Raw genomic sequence first — 22,884 nt, 5'->3', positions numbered from 1 at the left:
TATTAAAATATACCTGTAGGATGCCGATAAAAAGGGTAGACAGGTTATGCCCGCCATTAGTGAGTTGGAGCAGCGACCGAAATCAAAGGAGGAACATCATTTTGAAGAAAATACTATCGATGCTTATGGCGGTAGTTCTTATTGTAAGTAGTCTACCCCCAGGTTTAGGTGCAAAGTCAGCTAATGCTGCAACCGGAAGCTTTTTTATTTTCCCTAATGAGCAGTATGATATTGGAACACCAAAAATTGCTAATAGTGACAAACTTACGGTAACGGGTAGCTATAGTAATATCAATGCGAACTCGATTAGTTATGATGTAGAACAAATTTCTAAAAATGGTACAGCTGTTACAGTGATTAAATCCAATAAAGGACTAACTGGAAATATTAATGCTAGTACTTCTGGTGGTTCAAGCTTAACAATCTCCGATATTCCTTTATATGCAGGCTTAAACCGTATTACTTTTAAAGCGACACAAGGTGTTGCTTCACAAGTAGCCGAATCTATTTATGTAGAATACCGTGACGGTCCAACCATCTATAATTTGAATGCTACATTGGACAACGATACAGTAGCATTAAAAGAAAATTCTTCTGTTGTGTTAACAGCTGCCAAAGGCGGAATCAATGATGCACAGCAAACAGCAAATATGTCTCTTAGTGGTTCTGCACCGAATGCAGCCAAAGTTACTGTTTTAGTAAATGGTGGTAACAGTAGAACTTCTCTTGTATCAAGTTCTAACAATTATCAATTTACAGTGGCTCCTATAGCATTGAAACTTGGTAAAAATATTTTGACAATTCAAGCGATCAATGGAACACAAGTACTCGAAACAACACGTGAAGTTACATTCTATAATGGACTAACTACGTTCTATGATACGTATGCTCAAAGTGGAAGTTTAACTTCTGCAGATCTTTCGACATTCCCGGATTTCACAGTTTCGGATAACAAATTTGCAGTGACAGGTAAAATCGTTGTTCCTTTGACTAACAACACACGTCCTGCCAATTTTACAGATTATATTTCATACACGTTTAGTGGTACAGCGATACCAAGTACAGTAACTTCAGGTCAATATACAGGTACAGTAACACCAACTGTTATTGAAGATGAAAGTACTTCTGCATATGTAACACTAGCCTATACGATTCCACAAGATAATAGTCGTACGTTTGATTATGATAAAGGAATTAACTTATCTGTTCTTGCTAAAGGCGACTCAAGCAAAGGACTTGGTTTAACTTTACGCAATAGTACAGCAGCATATATTTCTAAAGTAAACTATTTATCTGGATATACAGCTAATACAAGTGATGCTTCTGCTAAAGCAATGATCGGAACAGCATTAGATGGAGCAAATATCTTCTCTTTACCAACAGCTTTAGAAGTATTGGTAGTGAATGGAGATGCTAATACAACGCTTAGCATTAGTAAAATTGTAGACAGTAACGGTAAAGCAGCGACTGCAAGTGATGCGTCTTATACACTAATTGACTCTTCTCCTGTAAGTGGAAGTACTGTACCTACGCAAAGATTGCTCTACAAACTTACCAAACTTCCAATCAGTGGAACACAAACATTAACTTTTAAAGCAACTAAAGGTGGAGCAGATACACCAGAAGTATCAGCGAAAGTGAATGTACTGTTTGGACCGTATGCTAACTTCAATAAAGCATATGATGGTATAGTTATTCAAAATAGTCAGAATGTAGCTGGAGCTGCTACACGTATTATAGTCGATACCTTAGACAACTTCTCAGGTAAATTGCAAAATGTAACGAATCAATCAGATATTCGTTATGCAGATGATGGTACAAATAAACAAACCGTATTTTTCTATGTAAATAATACAATCATACCGCTTGTACCTAATCCTGATCCAAAAGAAACATTAAATATACACGATACAAAATTTAAAATTGATCCTAGTGCTTTAGATAAAGCATACGCAGCATTGTTCTCAGGAGAGAATACTATCAAAATTGTATTTAAAACTAATCAAACCTCTTATGAGAATGCTATTAAAATTAATTTAGTCCCTACAGATGTACCTGTTATTCCTGTAGATACTACATTAGGTATTTTCCCTTTTAAAAATAATACTGGTAGTGATGCTATTCCGACAGCTAAAGATGCTGACTTCACAATGAATGGAACAGCATATACAACTAAACAAAAACAGTTCAATATTTATGGTACGTTTGATTTTGTGGATTTAGGTACAACTAAGGCTGGCGTACAAAGTATACTTGATTCAGATCAATCACTTACTAAAGATAATTATATTTTGAAAGTTCAAAAATCAGATGGTACTACAGTAGGTTCATGGACACTTAATACTGCATTTACTTCAACCACTGGGGATGCTTTAAAACCTTCAAAAAATGGTAAAGAAGCTGACCCAGCATTAAGCGTGTTTTACGATTATAATAAACAATCATTCTCGTTTATCATTAGAAACCAGACAGTTGCAGAAGATGGAAGCCCAATTGTTTATAACTTTACTGTATACAATACAGGAACAGGCGGACCTAGCTCCTCTGCACGTATGGAAATCAGCAAACAAACAGATTCTTATCAAATTGTAAGACCACTAGAAGCAGAAAAATTGACAAATAGTAACTTTGTTGATGTAGTGGTTAACTCTAAAAATGCAACTTCTGTTGTGATCAATAAAGAGACTGCTGTTAAAGCTCCTTTCTTTACAGATCCTAATAGCACAACTAATCCGGAGTATCCAGATGCTTATCTTGTTACGGTTCGAGATTTGAAACCTAACAAAGATACTAAGATTCCGATTATTGTTACAATCAACGGCGAGCAAGTGAAAGCAGATATTACTGTTAAATATGTACCTACGAATATTCCAGGTGCAGAATTTATGCAAGATATGAAAACTTCTGCTAAAGTATTCGAAGGTGATTTGAATTTGAAATTTGCATCTGGAACAAACCTTATCCGTCGTGATATTGGTACAAGTGCTGATGACAAATTGAAAAATGAAGTCTTCTCCGGGCATAGCCTTCTATTTGGAATTGGTAATAGCCAGGATGGAGTTATCGATCGTTATAACTTTGAGTCTATTCCAACCAATATGGATGCTAAATTTAAAGTAGGACAACAAATTTTCGTAAGTCAGTTTAATAATCATTTCGTGAAAAGTAGTCCAGTGTATTGGATTGACCCAGGTTTAGCTGATGATATTACGACAAAAGATTATGATCCTACTAAATTAGGACAGAATCCTTATCAAGCTTCTAACTCTAAAATTCCAAGTTTCTATGAGCGTAATCCGCAAAATGAATTGGTTCCATCGAAACGTGGAACATTGACATTGTCTTATTCTGATAATGTCGCTGAAGACGCTGGTAAAGCTATCACTGTATTCTTCTTTGATCGTTCATTGGGTAACAGTACTGGACAATGGGAGAATCTTGGTGGTGTTGTAAACGCGAAGAGTCATACTGTAACTGTACCGTTTGACCGTTTTGGTTACTATGTGGTTGCCAAACTAAGTTATTCATATACAGATATTGTTCAACATGATTATGCAAGAGATTATATGGAAGCTTTATTTGCCAAAGGTATTATGAAAGCTATTGATCCAGATACTTCTTTCGGAGCAGATCAATATATTACACGTGGTGAATTTACTCGTGCTATCGTCAAAGCAAAACAAATGCCATTTGATTATCAAGGTACCAAACACTTTATTGATGTAAGTAGCAGCGATAGTAATATTGCAGAAAATGCACTATACGATTATCGTTATATAGAAACAGCTGCGCGCGCAGGCTTTGTACGTGGTACTCAGCCGCAAGTATTTAGTCCTGGAGATAGTATCAGTCGTCAGGATGCAGCAGTAATTATTGCCAAAGCACTCAATCTTAAAATGGACACAGATCAAACCAAAATTGATGCAGGTCTACAAAAAATCTTCAAAGATGCTACATCTGTCGATCGTTATGCTAGAGCAGCGGTATTAGCTGTAGCCAAAAAAGGCTTTATCAATGGTTCTGCTATTGATGGAGATTCTAAAAAAGGCTTCAACTATTCTCCAACTGCAAAAATGTTACGTTCAGATACAGCAGTTATTTTAGCGAAAGTCATGATCAACGATAAAAAACTTCCTAAAATGTAATTTGTTACTAGAGAGTGCTCTCCAAGAGCTCTCTCTTTTTTTATGCAAAAATAATTATGCAAAGAGTGGTTTAAAGAGGCCAATACGTGTTTACTACTAATATAGTTATAAAAAAGTATTGTAGACAAAAGTGGCACATCTTCCTAAAGTGTAGTATGATAATTAAGGCTCTGTTTTGCGATATAATATATGTCGCAAAAAAAACAGAAAACTTTTTTTGAAAAACCGCAACTTTTTGAAGAAACCTGCGTCTACATATATGAACCCGATAAAACAAGGCAACATAATTGCTGACAGGTTATTAAATTGAGATTAACTTTTGGAATGTTTAGTCGATCTCAATGTGAAAAAATGTCTTTACGGCATCATTGACGCAATGTATAATAACTTCTGTGCACTGCGGTTTTTCGATTGACAAATATTCCGGTTACGATTTTCTGTGATTTTGTCACAGATATCATCATACAAAAAGGGATTTGCTTTAAACTCGGAGAGGGGGTGTAACGACTGATGAGTGACAAAATCCACAACAAACAAAAAAACAAAAAAAATGTTTATGATATTCAAGGAGGAGAACAAAAGTTTATGAAAAAGTCTACTAAAAAAGTATTAAACGTAGCAGCAAGCGCTGCTATGCTAGCAGGTATCGCTCCAGTAGCAGGTATCGTTGCTCCAACAGCAGCACATGCATCTGGTAGTTTTGATGTTTATTCCGTACCAACTCTAGGAACAGGTTCTTCAGAATCACTTGCTTTGGGACGTGTTAAAGTAAACGTTGACAAACGTACTTTAGCTGGCGGAAATAATACATTAACTTTTACTTTACCACAGGGTTTTGAGTTTCCGACTACTACAACAGGTCAAAATACAACTTTAGATCCTATTACTTTCCAAGACGGAACTACAACAGCTACTGGCAATACTTATGAGTATGTTGCTCTTGGAGGAACTGCTCCAGGTTCAGTGGCAGTAAACGTTGTAAGCAAAAAATCAGCACAAATTATTTTTAATGGTTCTGTTAATAATGCAGATGATTTTGAATTGCTATTGAATCTTAGAGATATCGTTTCTACAGGTCCTAGTACAGGTGATGTAAATTTAACTTTCTCTGCTTCTAGTGAAAGTGGCTTGCCAACTGGGAATGTTAAAGTAGCTACAGTTGTATCTTCAGGTCAAGTAGCTCTTGAAGCTAATGATACTGAATCTAGTAGTGACAGCTTTGGATTCACTTTTAAACTAACTGAATCTGTAGCAGGTTCTTTAAAATCAGGTAATGCAGTTAAACTTAAATTACCATCAGGTTTTGAGTGGGAGTCACGTGGTGAATTCACTAAATTGTTTGGTGATAATAACTTTGACATTAATGATTTGTCAGTTACAGGTTTTGGTACAGATACTTTGACTGTAGCAGCTGTAAATGATAGTGCAATTTCTTCTACTGCTGCTTCTTTTAACATGGTCTTGAATTTCCGTGTTGAAGATGAAGATAAAGCTAAAGAAGGAGATGTTACAGCTACAGTTAGTGGTAACTCTTCCTCAAATATTTCTTCGTTAGTAGTTGGTTCTTATGGTGAATATGGTGGCGGAGTAACAGTAACTTCTCCTACAACTGTAATTTCTGGTCAAGACGAGCAACAATTAGGTGATATTGTTGTTAAAGAATCTGTAGCAGGTTCATTTATTAATGATCGTACAGTAACTTTACAACTACCAGAGGGAGCACGTTGGCAGTCTGTTTATGAAGACGGTGAAACTGCAACTGGTACTACAGGTTCTGTTGATACTGCTAATGGTTTAACAGCTCCACGTATTACTTATACTGGTACTGACGGACGTACTATGCGTTTGACTTTCCCAAATCAAAATACGTCTAATAAAGCTGGTTCTATCACATTGAAAGATATTGAAGTAGCAGTACAACCTGGATTCAGTGGTGACTTGAATGTTGCTGTAGCTGGTAGTCAAGGTTTGACGGGTACAGTTAAAGTAGCAACAGCTACTCCATCTCTAACATTGTCTGCTTCTGATGCAACTTACAGTGCTGCAATCGGTTCTGATAGTGCAAACATCGGTAACTTGACACTTAAAGAAGGCGCAGCAGGCGCATTGACTGATGATGACAATGGTTTGGTAGAAGTTCTTCTTCCAGCTGGGGTAACTTTCGGTTCAGTACCTACTGTATCTGTAACTTCTGGTGATTTGACTATCCGTAACGTGTCTATCGACACTTACAACAACAGTGCTACTCAAGGCGTATTGCGTTTCTACGTAGACAGCGAAAGTACTACTGCTAGTACAATTGCTATCAACGGCGTAAACTTGCGTATTGACCGTACTGTACCACAAGGTAACATTGTTGCTAAAGTACAAGGTGATGGCGCTGCTAACACTGCTTACCACGGTTTCGGTGATGTAACTCAAACTTGGAAAGATAGCTACCGTTATGCTGCACAAGGAACTATCGCAACTATCGGAACACAAGCTCCAGGTATGGAATCTAATGCTGTAACAGCTATCTACACAATCGGAAGCACTGCTTACAAAGTTAACGGGGAAACTCGTACTGCTGAAGTTGCTCCTTATGTAGAAAATGGTCGCACTTACTTGCCAGTTCGTTACGTAGCTGAAGCATTGGGTGTAACTCCTGCAAACATCTTGTTTGATAAAGCAACTTCTATGGTTACTTTGATCAAAGGAGACCGCGTAGTTCAATTGAAACTTAAAACTAACCAATTGACTATCAACGGTTCTACAATCAACATGGATGTTAAAGCAGTAACTAAAGCTAACCGTACTGTATTGCCTATCGCTTGGGTTGGTAAAGCTCTTGACGCTACAGTAATGTACGATGCAGCTGCTAAAACTGTAACTGTAAACAGCAAGTAATATCTTCTGATATGAACACTGTCATATAGAAAGTATAACTACTTTCGCTTAGATACCTCAGAGCGGGCAACTGCTCCGGGGTATTTTTGTTTTATATGTTTATTTAAGGAGGACATAGTATGAAAAAGTATGCAACATGGCTAATGGCTACAGCTACGATTGGTATTGGTATTTGGGTAGGTAGTTCTTTTATGACTACTAGTAATGCTAGTAGTGAGCTTGGCTCTGCGGATGATCCAGTAGTTACCAAAAGTTATGTAGATCAACAAATTCAAAAAGCATTGGGTGGGGGTACTAGTGGTTCTGTAGGTAGTACTACTACCAATAGTGGTACTAAAAACAATACACCTACTACACCTGTTTCTCCTCCTGCTACAACTCCAGCGAGTGTAACGCCTTCTCCTGTAGTAACGCCTACATTGACTACAAAAGTTGTAGAAATACGTCCAGGCAAAAAGTTGATAGCAGCAGCTGGCACAGAAGTCATTGTGCGTACCGGTAAAGCTGTAGTGTACAGTTCTGATAAAAATGGAATTTTAGATTTGACAGCTGGAAGTGAAATGGGCGGGTCCCAAGCAATTCCTAATAATCATCTGCTTTTATTTCCAAGAGATGGACGCGGGGTAGAAGTGGCTATGACTCAAGGATATAATGCGACTGTTTTAGTGATCGGTGACTACAAAATTCAGTAAGATCATATTTCTATAAGAAAAATCTCAAGCTCAACTAGATAGATATTCTCTATCTGAAATAGAATAAAACAAAATAGTTAAATCTATGTTATGTTCTGAGTCATCCAGCTTATTTACAATTGACTATTAAATCTTTTACGTATAGAAAATATATACTTTAGTGTATAATGATTAGCGTTTGACACCTGGTATTAAATACGTTAATATGACTGTTGAGGCTTGTATAGCAACCTTTTCCTTATGGAAAGGGTTCATTTTTTGTGGAGTGGCTTTGGCAATATCAAAGATTTCTACACAATGCTGACACCTTAATATCCATATGGGAGGTTGAAAACTCTTGTCTACTCTTAAGAGACATTTATTTACATCAGAGTCTGTAACAGAAGGACATCCAGATAAAATCTGTGACCAAATTTCTGATGCTGTACTGGATGCTTTTTTAGCTAATGATCCCAATGCTCGTGTAGCTTGTGAAGTAGCAGTGGCTACAGGTTTGGTGTTAGTTATCGGGGAAGTAAGTACCAATTCGGAGTATGTTGATATTCCATCTATCGTAAGAAATACAATCAAGGAAATTGGTTATACACGTGCCAAGTATGGCTTTGATTATAATACATGTGCTGTACTTACTTCATTAAACGAACAATCTGCTGATATCGCTCAAGGTGTTAACTCTGCACTAGAAACACGTGATACAGCTTTAATGGAGAAAGAAACAGAAAATATTGGTGCTGGTGACCAAGGTTTGATGTTCGGTTTTGCTACAAATGAAACACCAGAATTAATGCCTTTACCAATCGCATTGTCTCACCGTATCGCGCGCCGTTTGGCTGAAGTACGTAAAGATGGTACGCTAAATTATTTGCGTCCTGATGGTAAAACTCAAGTAACTGTAGAGTATGAAGATGGTAAGCCTGTTCGTATTGATGCTATCGTGGTATCTACTCAACATGCTGAAGAAACTACATTAGAGCAAATCCAAGCAGATATTCGGGAACACGTTATTCTTCCAGTAGTTCCGGCTGAATTGCTTGATGCAGATACTAAATACTTTATTAACCCAACAGGACGCTTTGTTATTGGTGGACCTCAAGGGGATGCTGGATTAACAGGCCGTAAAATCATCGTAGATACATATGGCGGCTATGCACGTCATGGTGGCGGTGCATTCTCAGGAAAAGATCCAACTAAAGTAGACCGTTCTGCGGCGTATGCAGCTCGTTATGTTGCTAAAAACTTAGTTGCTGCTGGTTTGGCAGATAAATGTGAAATCCAATTGGCTTATGCTATTGGTGTAGCTAATCCTGTATCAATCAGTGTCGATACGTATGGAACTGGTAAAGTAAGCGAAGAAAAAATGGTAGAATTGGTTCGTAATAATTTTGACTTGCGTCCTACTGGTATTATTCGCATGCTTGATCTTCGTCGTCCTTTGTATCGTCAAACGGCTGCTTATGGTCACTTTGGTCGTACAGATGTTGAACTTCCTTGGGAACAAGTCGATAAAGCAGAATTATTGAAATCTCAAGCTGGACTATAATACATTGGTTCAACCACTATAGTTAGATAAAAGAAGGTGACTCGATTTTTTTTCGAGAAGCCTTCTTTTTTATGCTCAAAACCAATACCATTATTCGGAACTGGAACTATCATTCTATGTACCTTATATAGTGTAGATCAGCTAGCAAACAGTTAACATTTTTCATGAGATTACAGAAAAATGATTGGTTTACCGTAACTTTTTGCTTCTATTGTAGTCTATATTCTTATGAGGTGTACTGTGTCGAAGTGGCATCTGTACTTAAACAACGTTATGATAAACAAGGCGAACATTATCATAACTCTAAACACCAATCAAATGATCGACTGAATTTTCAACGAATAGGAGCGTTTTAACATATGACAGGCACAACAAAAACAGCACGCAAATGGATGATTTTAACTATTGCAGGCTCGTTATGGATTCAACCCGCATTACAAATTGGTTTTACTCAAGTACCTTGGTTACCCACACACATTGCTAGTGCAGCTGAAACGACTCAATTGAATGAAAGCTACATAACTTCTGGAGCAAAGCTTTTGGAGTATCGTTATAAAACAGCTCGTTCTGGAAAAACGGTCTCTGTTTTGGCGGATGTTGTTAAAGTTGATTTGAAAAACCCGTATGTGAATTTAGATGTAATGACCGGTAAAGGCAATCAATTTACAACGAAACAATCGGTTGAAGGTATGGCACAGGAAACAAAGGCAGTTGCTGGTGTTAATGGTGACTACTTTAATACAGCTAGTGAAGGCGTACCGATGGGAGCACAAGCTTCTGAAGGGGTATTAATGTCCAGTCCTTCTGAATTAAAAGGAATGTATGCTTTTGGTGTGACTAAAGACGGAACACCTATGATTGATCAATTCACGTTTCAAGGTAAAGTTACCGCAGAAGATGGTTCTACGTTTGACCTGGCGGGAATTAATCAGGCTTCTTATATGACAGAACCGAATGGTACATTTAGCCATTCGAATACCATGTATATCTATACAGATGCTTGGAAAGCCATCGAGCGTCCTGCTAACAGTTCAACAACACCTACAGAAGTGCTTGTTCAAGGTGGAGTCATTACACAAATTTCTGTTAATGCTACGATTCAAAAAGTGGTTCCAAAAGGTGCTTATATTTTGCGTACCCATGGTAAAGCAGCTCAATTTGTACAACAACACATGAAAGTTGGACAAAAAGTAACAACAGACTATAGCCTACAAGCTAAATCTACAGGTAAAACGATTGATCCAACTACTTTGCAAATGATGATCGGTGGTCATACGATTCTGGTGGATCAAGGGAAACCAAGTTCCTTCTCTCGTAGTACAACAGCTATTGGTGGAAATCGTGCACGTACAGCTGTAGGTTATTCACAAGATGGTCGATACGCTTATATTGTAACTGTACAAGATAATGATAATAGTGCAGGTATGTCTTTATATGAATTGCAGTCATTTATGTCTTCTATCGGTGTATGGAAAGGTATTAACTTAGATGGCGGTGGGTCAACGACTTTAGTTACACGTCCTTTAGGCGAGACACAAGCGGATCTGACGTTCCCAACAGAATATGGCGGTAACACTCAACGCAGTGTCGTAAACGGTCTAGGAGTCTATACAACAGCTCCACAAGGTAAAGTACAAGGCTTTAGTATTAATGGTCCTAAGCAATTATTGATAGGACAAACAGCTAAATATGAAGCTAATGGTTATGATACGTATTATAATCCGATCAGTACCGCTGGAATTAATCCATCCTGGAAAGCAGGAAGTAGCAATATTAAATGGACAGGTAGCGAGTTCAAAGCAACCAAAAATGGAACAGCTAAAATTATTGCTTCAAGCGGTGGCGTAAGTACAAGTATGAATGTCAATGTCGTAGGAGCTGAAGCTATTCAAAGTTTAGCTACAGCAAGTTCTACAGCTACATTGCAAGCAGGCACTACCATTGCCGTACCGGTAACAGCTACATTAAAAGATGGATCTAACTTAACGATTTCTCCAGAAACATTAAAATGGGAATTTGTTGGATTCAAAGGTAGTGTGAAAGACGGACAATTAAGTATTTCTTCAGTAGATAGTAGTACTACAGTGGGATACGCTATTGCTCGCTATGATGGTTTTAGTACAATGATGGTATTGACTGCGGGCGGCGGAGCAACAAGTACATGGGAAGACTTTGAAAATCCGAATTATAGTGTTAGTTTCTTAGGAAATCCAAGTACAGTTAAAGGAACAGCTCAGGTCACACAAGGAACAGGCGATCATGCGAATTCTAAAGTGTTACAATTAACCTATGATATGACAGCAGGAACAAGTAAAAAATATGCGTATGCTCAATTTGGTGGCACAGCAGGTAAAGCACTTACAGCAGGGACAACAGGTGTAACTGTTGATGTATACGGAGATAAGAGTTACAACTGGTTACGTGGTGAAGTAACTGATGCAAGTGGCAAAACCGTCTATATTGATTTTGCGAAAAGTATCAATTGGAGCGGTTGGAAAACATTAAATATTGATCTTTCTGGTTCAGGCATCGCTTATCCGGCTAAATTAAAACGTGTATATGTGGTAAATGTAGCTGAAGGACAAGATGAACGTGCAGCTACAGGAATGATCGCTATGGACAATATTCGTTTAACCGGTGCAGCTCAGGCAGCAACATATACGATGCCAAAAGGTACATTATCAATGACAGTGGGTAAAAAGACTTCAACACTAGATGGCAAAGCACAATCGATCGATGTTTCTCCAATGCTCAAAAATAATGCGACTTATGTGCCAGTCAAATATATAATGGATGCATTTGGTGGACAAGCGACATGGAATCAAAGTAGTCAAAGAGTGACGATTTTACGTGCAGGGCAATTACTGGATTTAACTGTAAATAATAAAGCTTATGTAGCTAATGGTAAGCTGAAAAGTTCTACAGTTGCTCCTTTAGTCGTATCAGGAAGGACTTTAGTCCCGTTAAGATTGGTGTCAGAACAGCTTGGATTGACTGTAAAATGGGATCAGAAAACCAAGACGGTAAGCATCCAATCGTGATAAGTTATGATATGATAATACATGCATCATACAATTGACTTACAGAAATGGAGAAGATCGAGTGGAGTTCCACGCTGATGCAATAGATCACGTCATTAAGAATGCAACAAGTGTTATGGAAAATAGCAAATATCAAATCTTCGAGATTTTGGATACTTCGCGGAGTGAATTGCTCTCGTTAAATACAGAACTTGAATTGGTACTTCGTGAAACCACTGAAACGATTGAAAAAGTAGATCAGCTTGAAGTCAGTTATCGTAGTTCTCGGATTCGACTGACTGAAGTCAGCAGAGACTTTGTGCGGTATAATGAAGAAGACATCAAGCAAGCGTATGAACGTGCAACACAACTGCAATTGGATTTGATGATTTATCGTGAGAAAGAAATGTATTTAAAAGCAAGACGGGATGATTTACAAAAACGGGTGAAAAATGTAGAAAGTTCGATTGAGCGAGCTGAAACGATCGGCTCGCAGATGGGGGTTGTACTAGAATACCTGTCTGGCGAACTTAATCAAGTCACTCGTATTTTGGAATCTGCTAAAAACCGTCAACTCATTGGACTAAAAATCATTCTTGCACAAGAAGAGGAACGTAAGCGAATTTCCCGGGAAATTCACGATGGTCCTGCTCAATTGCTCGCAAATCTAGTTCTTCGGACCGAAATTGTAGAAAGAATGATTACAAAGCAGGAATATAAGATGGTCCAGGACGAAATAGTAGATTTGAAGGGACAAGTGCGCTCTAGTTTAGAAGAAATGAGAAAAGTAATTTTTAATTTAAGACCGATGGCCCTCGACGATTTGGGTCTCATTCCAACTTTAAGGAAATATGTGCAAGATTTTGAGAATAAAACTCGAATCCGCACGATTTTCGAAACAAGAGGCAAGGAATATCGACTCACTTCTGCTATGGAAGCTGCGATTTACCGACTAGTTCAAGAAGCACTCACTAACGCGTCTAAACATGCTTATCCTACTTATGTAACGGTTATCATTACTTTCCAGTCACAAATGGTGAAGTTGATTGTAGAAGATAACGGACGCGGTTTTAAGTTGGATATGATAGAGCAAAAGACCAAAGATCATACTCATTTTGGATTAATTGGTATGCGGGAACGAGTAGAATTGCTTGAAGGAAGAATGGAAATCGAATCTGCCGAAAATCAGGGTACGAAAATCGTAATCCATATTCCGACGAACGTGGAAAAGTGAAAGGAGTAACAGAATGGAAAACCATGATTACGGCACTAAAAAGATTAAGATATTGCTAGCCGACGATCATCAGCTTTTTCGTGAAGGTCTAAAGCGTATTCTGAATATGGAGGATGACCTTGAAGTTATAGGTGAATGTGGAGACGGAATTCAAGTTTTAGAATTCTGTAATCATAATCCTCCAGAAGTTGTATTAATGGATATTAATATGCCGATCGAAAATGGAGTAGTCGCTACTGAGAAATTGCGTGAACTATTCCCTGATATTAAGGTTATTATTCTGTCTATTCATGATGATGAAAGTTATGTATTTGAAACATTGCGTAAAGGGGCTTCAGGATATCTGTTAAAAGATATGGAAGCTGAGTCTTTGGTCAATGCTATTCGTTCTGTTATGGAAGGACATGCTTATATCCATCCAAAAGTAACAGGCAAGTTGATTCAACAACTACGCCGCATGACATATACAAATGAATCTGGTGTTTTAACAGATAATAATAGCTCTGGCGATACAGGTGTTAAATTTGTAGCCGGTGACGATAATCCTCTTACACGCCGTGAAGCCGAAGTATTGCGTTTGATGGCAGAAGGTAAGAGTAACAAGATGATTGGTGAATATCTATTCATCAGTGAAAAAACAGTAAAAAATCATGTAAGTAGCATCTTGCAAAAGATGGAAGTTGATGATCGCACACAAGCAGTAATCAATGCGATCAAACATGGTTGGGTTACTCTTTAATTTGTAAGATAAACACACGTAAAAGTGAAGCACACTTTTCCTAGGAATAGGGAAGGTGTGCTTTTTTTGTTTTTATTTCTATATAGAAGGGAGAACAGGCATGCATATTGTTTTATATGCTATTAGAAAATCTAAAGGATGGCTTTTTGAAATATCACTGGATCTTTGTATCGATCTCATCTGGTGGACTTCAGAGAAACGACGGGATGAACGTGCTCAGCAAATGATCTGTATTTCTTCTGTGATACCTTTAGGTTGGGCCATACAATGCCAACAATATTTAGAACTTGATCATCGTGCAGATTGTTGGAGTCCTACAGAATGGAAACAATACATAGAGAAATGGCTGTATAACCGTATACGAAATTATAATCATTCCCATATTCAATATAGTGAGATCCAGTCTGTTATTCCGATAGAGCAAATTCAGCTTTTGTGGGATGACAAGCTGGGTAAAACAGAGGATATTCCTTTTTTACTATCTACTATAGAAGAAAAGCAAAATGAAGGGACTCAATATCCTTTATCCTCGACTTGGAAAAAACAAGTCATGCTCGGAGCGATAACACTAGCAAAAATGATGACAGGCCGTTCTTTACTGGCTACTGAATACATCATGATGATGACAGATCAGCAAGTAGATAACATACAGGAGTGGAAAACATACACCCAGCTCGCTTATCTCACTCAATCACTGCGATTACTAACAGGTGTTCATATAGATCCTATTTTAGGTTATCAGTGTCAACGTTGTGGTAGCCACACTATGAATCATACACCCTGCGCCAGCTGTGGCAGTTCTGCATGTGCCTATTGTGAAACATGCCTAAATCTAGGTAGAAGCCGTGAATGTACATTATTAATTCAATCGGTATATGTAGCTTCATCACGTACGACCCCTTTTTCTACTATAGATATTCCTATCCATACAGAACATATACAAACAAAGTGGGGACTAAGTGATGCACAGACAGAAGCCACGACGAGTGCACTGCATTTTTTGATCGGTTCAGCAAATAGATTAAACCCAAAAGCTATGTTAAGTAAGTATCTATTCGCTACATCGTTCCTATCTCGTATTAATAACAAAAAGCAGATTCCTAGGACTTCCTATTTTACACATAAACGTTTCCTACTTTGGGCAGTGACTGGTGCAGGCAAAACAGAAATGACGTTTCCTTTAATTGATAGCGTGTTGAAAAATGCAGGAAAAGTATTAGTAGCGACACCAAGACGAGATGTAGTTCTAGAATTAGCTCCCCGAATGGCGAAAGCTTTTTCTACCACAACGATGGCTGTACTCTATGGTGGAAGTGAAGATCGCTGGCAAGAAGCAGATCTAACGATCGCTACAACGCATCAATTACTCCGTTTTTCGCAAGCTTTTGATCTGGTTATTTTGGATGAGCTGGATGCTTTCCCTTTTCACAATGATCCTATGCTGGCTTATGCGGCTAACCGTTGTTGCAAATCGGATGGTGCTTTTGTGTATCTATCAGCCACTCCACCTACAGCTTTGCAAAAAGAGATTAAAAGAGGCACTCTTGCTCATGCTAAAGTGCCTGCTCGCTTTCATGGTCATCCTTTACCTGTGCCTAAGTATATTTCGATGCCGACAGTAAATAATGCTTTAAAAAAGAAGCAGTTAGCACATACGTTATTAAAACAATTGCGTTACTCGGTAACACGTCAAGCACAGATCTTTGTATTTGTATCACGAATCGCTTTGATAGAATCTCTGGTTGAACTTTTACAATCCTATTTTCCACAGCTTTCTATAGCAGGTACTTCTTCTCAAGATGTTGAACGAGCGAATAAGGTTTTACTTTTTCGTGAGCAACAGATACGAATATTGGTAACGACAACTATTTTGGAACGAGGAGTGACGATTCCGTATAGCGATGTTTATATTTTAGATGCTGACAGTGGTTTATTTGATGCAGCTTCTTTAGTACAAATGGCAGGACGAGCGGGAAGATCCAAAGAAGATCCGAAAGGCCTTGTTATTTTTGCATCCAAGCAATGGACGATTGAGCAGAAAAAAGCAGTAGCTCAAATCAAACTTATGAATCGTATAGCTAAGCGTAAAGGCTATCTACATCTATCGAAATCAACAGATATTCGTTAACAAAGGAGGTATTAGCAATGTTAAAGCAAAATCGTTGGCAGACATGGTTATCTTATCTGCACCCGCAATATACTGCGTGTATGACTTGTCATAAAAAAGCACCTCTTATGAAAAGGTATCCTCAAATATGCGAGAAATGTGCTTTATCTATTCCGTGGATTACACAACAACAATGTAAAGTGTGTGGACGAGGAGAATACTGCCCTGATTGTCAGCGTAAATCTGCTTCTCAGCGCTATTTTATGTTTAACCGTAGTGCTGTCTATTACAATGATACGATGAGACAGTGGATAGCCGATTATAAATATCATGGTCAGGAGCGCTATGCCCCACTACTAGGTAAGATGATGATTGAAGCTTACCAGCTAATGAAACGAGAAATGATAGAGTTTTATCAAAAAAGGTGGAATATCGATATAGTCACCGGGGTTCCTGTAAGTTCTACACGATTAATACAGAGAGGTTTCGATCAGGCAGCTGTGCTGGCAGAATATTTAGCAACTTATGAGCATTTATCCTATATCCCTCTTCTAGTAAGGCAGCGAGATACGTTAAAGCAAAGTTCACAAGGTCGTCAGGCACGTCTGTTGAATATGCAAGAAGCATTCAGTTATGCGCCCCATACACCACAATGGTTGGCGACCTATCAGTCTCCAACATTAAACATACTATTAGTTGATGATATTTATACCACCGGTAGTACCATTAATAATTGTGCCAAAGCATTAATTGAAGCAGGAAAATGTCATCATATAGATATACAAGTGTTTAGCTTAACATGGGCTCGCTCTTAAAAATGATTCTATTATGATTTTAGAATCACTCTAGTCTATTTTGAGAACAGTTTAAAAGAATCTATTAAATAAATCGTTAATTTGAGGTTTATTATTAATAAATGGAGCTCTATTGTACGATATAATATAAATAAGAGCTTAAATGATAAAGATACAGTGTAATGATTAGGAGGCGGTACGGGATGAACTTAGCTAATTGCCCACGTTGTGGTAAATTGCATGTTATGAACCTCAGAGGAATCTGTGGTAATTGTATAAAAGAAATTGAATTCCAATATGAAGATTGCATCAAGTACTTACGTGAACATAAAGGAACAACCATCACTGAATTATCTGAAGCAGTGGAAGTGCCTGTGAAGCAAATCACACAGTTTATTAGAGAAGGACGTATTTCTATCGCACATGCGCCTAATATGTCTTATGCGTGCGAAGTATGTGGTAGTCCTATTCGTGATAGTAATATGTGCGATTCTTGCCGTTCACGTCTTAACAAAGATATCCAACATGCTTATGAAGATGATACAGTAGCTAAAAAAGAAGAAGCACAAAAAACCCAAGGTACCTATCGGGCAGTCGACAAATTCCGAAATATGTAAAGGAATTTCCATATACAAGTCAAATAACGACAATATTTAGTGCTATATGAGTGATTCAAGTTGCATACCTGTGCAGGATTAGGACTTAAGCAATGAGAAATGTCGCTTTATAATTAACCACTTTATAACTATAAAAATTACTTCGAAAATGTCCGATAATCTTAGTAAATACTAAATCGGTTGTCTATATGATATCAGGAAAACAACCTTTTGCTTATCACCCAAGATTCCTGATATCAAAAAAAGAACGTCCTATACCAAATAGGAAGTTCTTCTCAACTAAAATTACTAAGGAGCGTGTCAACCATGAAAATTAACGAAACTAACCGCGTAAGTGCAATTAACCCATACCAAAGAGCAGCAGAAGCAAAATCGGTAACTAATGATAAAAAAGCAAATCGTAAAGATGAAGTGTCAATCTCGCCGGAGGCAATGGAAATGTTACAAGCAAACAGCACACAAGCTTCTGCTAATGCAGAACGTGCTCAAAAAATTCAAAGTCTGAAAGAACAAGTATCTTCGGGTACGTATAATGTGGATGCAGGCGCGCTTGCAGATAAGCTGTTGCCTTTCCTAAAAGGAACGGGGAATTAATCAATGTCATTAAATAGACTTGTCAGTGTTTTGGATCAATTGGATCTATATCATCACCAAATGCTTGATCTAGGCCAAGTCAAAAAGACAAGTATTATAAGTAATGATGTTGATACATTGATTCGTATACTCAACCAAGAATCTAAATTAATCAAATCAATCGAACAAGCCGATGAAGAACGTATACAAGCTTCGTATTCATTTTTAAACGAACGCGGAATAAAATCTCAACTTAATTTAACGGTAAGTGAATTAGCTCGTCTTATTTTTGATATCGAAGAAAAACAAATGTTGTTGGATACACAATCACGTTTGAAATCTACATTAGATCAATTAAAGCAAGTCAATATTTTAAATCAACAATTACTTGAACAGTCATTAGAATTTATTGAGTTCTCGTTAGATGTTATGCTTGATAAACCAAATCAAGATATAACTTATCAGCATCCAGCAGCTCATCAGAGTTATGGAACGAGACAAAAAGGACTTTTTGATAGACGTGGATAAGTATTAGGAGGTTAATCAATGACATCTACATTTCACTCGATTGAGACAGCAAAACGCAGTATTATCACTCAATCCACTGCACTGAATACAACAGGAAATAATATAGCGAATGCTAATACAGAAGGATATTCTCGCCAAGTTGTTAAAATGTCAGCTACTCGTCCTATTGAAGCACCGGGATTCTCTCATTCGACATCAGCCGGTCAGATTGGTACAGGTGTAGAAGCTACTCAAGTTACTCGAGTGAGAGAATTGTTTTTAGATAGTCAATATCGTCAAGAAAATGCTATTAAAGGAAGCTGGACTACACGTGCAGACTCTTTAAGCAAGTTAGAACAAATTTTCCAAGAGCCTTCTGAAACAGGCTTCAGTGCAGTACTAAAAAACTTTTGGGATTCGTGGTCTGATCTTAGTAAAGATCCAGAGAGCCTAACTGCCCGTAGTGTAGTGAAAGAAAATGCGCTAGCACTTACAGATTCGATGAATCAAATTAACAAGCAATTAACTGACTTCTCAGCTGATCTTACGACTAACATCGCTACAAAAGCCTCCGAAATTCAAGGATATACCAACTCTATTGCAACTCTTAATCAATCCATTGTAAAAGTAGAAGCATTGGGCGATGATGCCAATGATCTGCGTGATCAACGTGATCTTTTTGTTGATAAATTATCTGCTATTGTAAATGTAAATGTAACAGAAGATGCACAAGGATATAACGTTAGCATTGGAGGACAAGCATTAGTAGCAGGGTACACTCCGACTACAGTAGATTCGGCTTTTTTAAACACTGCTTATCAAGGTGGCACTTTAACTGGCGGTGAAGTACATGGAATGATAGCATCTCGTGATTCATATGTAGCTAGTTACAAGAATCAGTTAGATCAATTAGCGAATACGATTGCAAATGGTGATGTCACAGTTACTCTTCCTAAAGGATCAGTAATTCCTGAAGGTACAGTATTAAATGGAGTGCCTTATACAGGAACTACAGAGTCTCGTACGTTAAAAGAAGATACTTCAACTGTTGTAAAAGGTATTAATGGTTTGCAACAATTAGGATATTCTTTAGATACTGATGCTACAGGCGCGGCTAAGACAGGTGTACCTTTCTTTGTTTCTTCTGATGGCGGTGCGATTACTGCTGGTAATTTTACACTTAACCCGGATATTCAAAATAATGTCAACGCTATTGCTACATCTATGCGTGTATCAGGGACACCTGCTACAGTGATTAAAGGAAATAATAGTATGGCATTAATTATTTCTGAATTGAGTGGTAAAAAATTCAGTTCTGCAGATGGTTCTCAATCTTCAACAATTAACTCTTTTTATAGTACAATGATTGGTCAAATTGGTATACAAGCTCAGGAGGCTAATCGTCAAACAGACAATGCAACATCTATTGTGACTCAGATCGATAGCCGTAGACAATCTGTAAGTGGCGTATCTGTTGATGAAGAAATGAGTGATTTACTTAAATTTCAACATGCTTATACTGCTGCTGCTCGTTTTATGACTACTTATGATGAGCTTCTTGATAAATTAATTAATTCTACAGGCGTAGTTGGAAGATAATAAGAAAGTAAGGGGATTCTGCTAATGCTTAGAGTAACAAATAATATGAAAAGTAACCAGTTGCTACTAAACTTGAATCGTAATGCACGTCAAATGCAGAATACGCAAGAACAGATGTCTACAGGAATGAAAATTAATCGTCCTTCAGATGATCCTGTAGGAATGACTTATTCTTTGCGTTATCGTGCCGATGTTGCCGCCAACCAGCAATATCAAAAAAACGTGGATAGTTCAATCTCTTGGTTAGAATATAATGATACTACTTTAACTCAAACGAATGATGTTTTACAAAGATTAAGGGAATTGACTGTACAAGCATCAACAGGAACTAACCCTCAATCTGCTTTCGATAGTATTAATAGCGAAATTTCTCAACTTAAAGAGCAATTTATTGATATTTCTAATAGTCAGTTGAATGGGAAATACATTTTTAACGGTCAGAATTATGATCAAAAACCTTATGACTTTTCTATAGGTGCAGATGGAACTCACGATATTACCAATGGAGCAAATGTACAAACAGATACAGGATCGATTAATTATATGATAGGGGATAATGTCAAATTGCCTCTTAATGTTACAGGTAATCAAGTATTTGGTACATCTACAGAAACGGATAATATTTTTAATTTACTAAATAATGTTTCTGCTGCTCTAAAAAATGGTGATGTTAAAGAGTTATCGAATCAATTAACTAATATTGATACGAGAGTAGAAAAAGTGCTTACTGCTCAATCCGAAGTAGGAGCCAAAACCAATCGAGTTGAATTAATGAAATCCAGATTAGGCGATATGGAAGTTAATTTGACAGCACTTCAATCTAAAGTAGAAGATTCTAATTACGCTGAATTATTAGTTAAATCTCAAATTCAAGAAAATATTTATACAGCTTCTCTTTCTGCAGGGGCTAAAATTATTTCTACATCTTTGGTAGACTTTTTAAGATAAGTATATAAATGAAGAAGAACGAGGGGGCGAAACTATGAGCTCCATACCTATAGTACAGATTCGACAAACACCAGGTAAAATTGGAATTGAGACTACACAAGGGTCATTCTCGATAAGACAACCTAAAGCTGATCTTGAAATTACTACAACTCCAGCTGAGTTAGAGATCCATCAAGCAAAAACCGAACTTACAGTGGATCAAAGTCGAGCTTTTGCTGCTTACACCGGTGGTAGTCATCTTGAGATGAGCAAACGTTTATATTCTAATATTCAACAAGTTTTTCTTCAAGGGCTCTCAAAGCGAGTGGAAATGGGAGAACGGATGCGAGAATTTTATAAACCCGGTAATAGTTTAGGGGATATTATGCGCTCTCGATCTTTAGACAAGCCTCCGTTTATAGAATATAGAGGTCCAGCTTCGTCTGCTAATGTAGATATTAATATTAGTTTTACTCCTGCGACCTTAGATGTACGATTGGGTGGAGTTGACATACAGACAAGAATCAATGCACCAGAGATCGAATATAATAAAGGCAACGTCAATATTTATATGCAACAGTATCCATCCGTTCAATTTACACCGCCAGCGCCGCCAACGTTGGATACTACTATGTAAAGTCGTTTATAGCGGTATTCGCTATCTGCGGCTTTTTGGGTTATATTAACAATAAAATGACGGCTATTTAAGCTGGAAAAGGGGAAAATACAGTGATCTTAAAAACAACGTCATGGGGAGATATTACTATTGCAGATGAACAAATCTATCAATTTACTAAAGGACTTCCGGGTTTTGAAGAGGAAAAGTCTTTTGCTTGGATTGATGTAGAAAATAGTCCATTTAGTTATCTTCAATCTTTGCAAGAACCTTCTTTATCTTTTTTACTAGTTGATCCCTTTGTTGTTTATCCAGATTATGAATTTGAAATTGAAGATCAGGAATATCCTGAATTGGTCTCTGAAAAAAGTTTGCGTATTGCTTGCATGGTAACATTACATGATCAAATGGAAAAATCAACTTTGAATTTGTTAGCACCTATTGTATGCAATGAAGAGACTTCCAAAGCAGAACAAATAATATTGCATCAATCATCCTATCATACTAAGCATCTTCTACAACCATCAGATCAGAAAGAGGGTGCTTAATATGTTGGTTTTGGGACGAAAAAAAGGTGAAAAAATTATTATTCAGAATGATATTGAAGTCACTGTACTAAGCGTAGACGGTGATACCGTAAAGTTAGGTATCTCTGCCCCAGCTCATATTGATATTTATCGTGAAGAAATTTATGTGGCTATTCAGCAATCTAATCAAGCTTCTGCTACACCGCAAGTAGAGCAGGTTAATGCATTAGTAAATCTTTTTAATCAAAATAAAAATAAATCTTAAAAACCTATTCACAAACTTTGAATATTGCCGATATATATAGTAGCAGCCAAGAAGAACGTGATCACGATCAACTTGACAGCAAACCAATTCAATAAG

18 protein-coding genes are annotated in these 22,884 nt (G+C 37.5%); all 18 read left to right on the top strand.

The window, feature by feature from the left end; genetic code table 11:
- Positions 1-101: 101 nt before the first annotated feature.
- The 18 genes from PaeCFBP13512_RS10475 to csrA all read left to right on the top strand — a co-directional run bounded on the left by PaeCFBP13512_RS10475 (position 102) and on the right by csrA (position 22,788).
- Positions 102-4,145, top strand: a complete 4,044-nt coding sequence (locus PaeCFBP13512_RS10475) for an S-layer homology domain-containing protein (RefSeq protein ID WP_161594251.1) — start codon at positions 102-104, stop codon at positions 4,143-4,145.
- Between the two features lie 585 nt (positions 4,146-4,730).
- The gene (locus tag PaeCFBP13512_RS10470) at positions 4,731-7,031 is read left to right on the top strand and encodes a copper amine oxidase N-terminal domain-containing protein (RefSeq protein WP_342671978.1); all 2,301 of its coding nucleotides are present in this window, start codon (positions 4,731-4,733) and stop codon (positions 7,029-7,031) included.
- Between the two features lie 119 nt (positions 7,032-7,150).
- Positions 7,151-7,723, top strand: a complete 573-nt coding sequence (locus PaeCFBP13512_RS10465) for a hypothetical protein (RefSeq protein ID WP_137222959.1) — start codon at positions 7,151-7,153, stop codon at positions 7,721-7,723.
- Positions 7,724-8,060: 337 nt separating this feature from the next.
- A complete protein-coding gene (metK, locus tag PaeCFBP13512_RS10460; RefSeq protein WP_069328657.1) occupies positions 8,061-9,263 on the top strand; it encodes a methionine adenosyltransferase in 1,203 nt (400 codons plus the stop codon).
- 164 nt (positions 9,264-9,427) lie between these two features.
- The gene (locus tag PaeCFBP13512_RS10455; protein ID WP_137222957.1) at positions 9,428-9,619 is read left to right on the top strand and encodes a hypothetical protein; all 192 of its coding nucleotides are present in this window, start codon (positions 9,428-9,430) and stop codon (positions 9,617-9,619) included.
- A 3-nt stretch (positions 9,620-9,622) separates the two neighbouring features.
- Positions 9,623-12,304 carry a stalk domain-containing protein gene (locus PaeCFBP13512_RS10450; RefSeq protein ID WP_137222955.1) on the top strand — a complete coding sequence of 894 codons (2,682 nt, stop codon included), beginning with the start codon at positions 9,623-9,625 and terminating at the stop codon, positions 12,302-12,304.
- Between the two features lie 61 nt (positions 12,305-12,365).
- Positions 12,366-13,517: a sensor histidine kinase gene (locus PaeCFBP13512_RS10445; protein ID WP_069328655.1), complete on the top strand. Its 1,152-nt coding sequence runs from the start codon at positions 12,366-12,368 to the stop codon at positions 13,515-13,517.
- A gap of 13 nt (positions 13,518-13,530) precedes the next feature.
- Positions 13,531-14,256: a response regulator gene (locus PaeCFBP13512_RS10440; protein ID WP_069328654.1), complete on the top strand. Its 726-nt coding sequence runs from the start codon at positions 13,531-13,533 to the stop codon at positions 14,254-14,256.
- Between the two features lie 100 nt (positions 14,257-14,356).
- Positions 14,357-16,384, top strand: coding sequence for a DEAD/DEAH box helicase (locus tag PaeCFBP13512_RS10435; RefSeq protein ID WP_137222953.1), 2,028 nt, complete (start codon positions 14,357-14,359; stop codon positions 16,382-16,384).
- Between the two features lie 17 nt (positions 16,385-16,401).
- Complete coding sequence (locus PaeCFBP13512_RS10430; RefSeq protein WP_137222951.1) at positions 16,402-17,178, top strand: ComF family protein; 777 nt, start codon at positions 16,402-16,404, stop codon at positions 17,176-17,178.
- Positions 17,179-17,360: 182 nt separating this feature from the next.
- Positions 17,361-17,774 carry a TIGR03826 family flagellar region protein gene (locus PaeCFBP13512_RS10425; RefSeq protein ID WP_069328652.1) on the top strand — a complete coding sequence of 138 codons (414 nt, stop codon included), beginning with the start codon at positions 17,361-17,363 and terminating at the stop codon, positions 17,772-17,774.
- Positions 17,775-18,080: 306 nt separating this feature from the next.
- The gene (flgM, locus tag PaeCFBP13512_RS10420; RefSeq protein ID WP_069328651.1) at positions 18,081-18,368 is read left to right on the top strand and encodes a flagellar biosynthesis anti-sigma factor FlgM; all 288 of its coding nucleotides are present in this window, start codon (positions 18,081-18,083) and stop codon (positions 18,366-18,368) included.
- Between the two features lie 3 nt (positions 18,369-18,371).
- Complete coding sequence (locus PaeCFBP13512_RS10415) at positions 18,372-18,875, top strand: flagellar protein FlgN (protein WP_137222949.1); 504 nt, start codon at positions 18,372-18,374, stop codon at positions 18,873-18,875.
- An 18-nt stretch (positions 18,876-18,893) separates the two neighbouring features.
- Complete coding sequence (flgK, locus tag PaeCFBP13512_RS10410) at positions 18,894-20,453, top strand: flagellar hook-associated protein FlgK (protein WP_137222947.1); 1,560 nt, start codon at positions 18,894-18,896, stop codon at positions 20,451-20,453.
- Positions 20,454-20,477: 24 nt separating this feature from the next.
- Positions 20,478-21,401: a flagellar hook-associated protein FlgL gene (flgL, locus tag PaeCFBP13512_RS10405; RefSeq protein ID WP_137222945.1), complete on the top strand. Its 924-nt coding sequence runs from the start codon at positions 20,478-20,480 to the stop codon at positions 21,399-21,401.
- A gap of 34 nt (positions 21,402-21,435) precedes the next feature.
- On the top strand, positions 21,436-22,017 hold the full coding sequence (locus PaeCFBP13512_RS10400; protein ID WP_137222943.1) for a DUF6470 family protein: 582 nt from the start codon (positions 21,436-21,438) through the stop codon (positions 22,015-22,017).
- A 92-nt stretch (positions 22,018-22,109) separates the two neighbouring features.
- On the top strand, positions 22,110-22,544 hold the full coding sequence (locus PaeCFBP13512_RS10395; protein ID WP_137222941.1) for a flagellar assembly protein FliW: 435 nt from the start codon (positions 22,110-22,112) through the stop codon (positions 22,542-22,544).
- 1 nt (position 22,545) lies between these two features.
- On the top strand, positions 22,546-22,788 hold the full coding sequence (gene csrA / locus PaeCFBP13512_RS10390; RefSeq protein WP_137222939.1) for a carbon storage regulator CsrA: 243 nt from the start codon (positions 22,546-22,548) through the stop codon (positions 22,786-22,788).
- The last annotated feature ends 96 nt before the right edge of the window (positions 22,789-22,884 follow it).

Source organism: Paenibacillus sp. CFBP13512, from assembly GCF_005233705.1.
Taxonomy (GTDB): Bacteria; Bacillota; Bacilli; order Paenibacillales; family Paenibacillaceae; genus Saccharibacillus; species Saccharibacillus nuruki.
The sequence above is the reverse complement of the archived record's forward strand: the minus strand, read 5'-3'. Positions and strand labels throughout refer to the sequence as shown.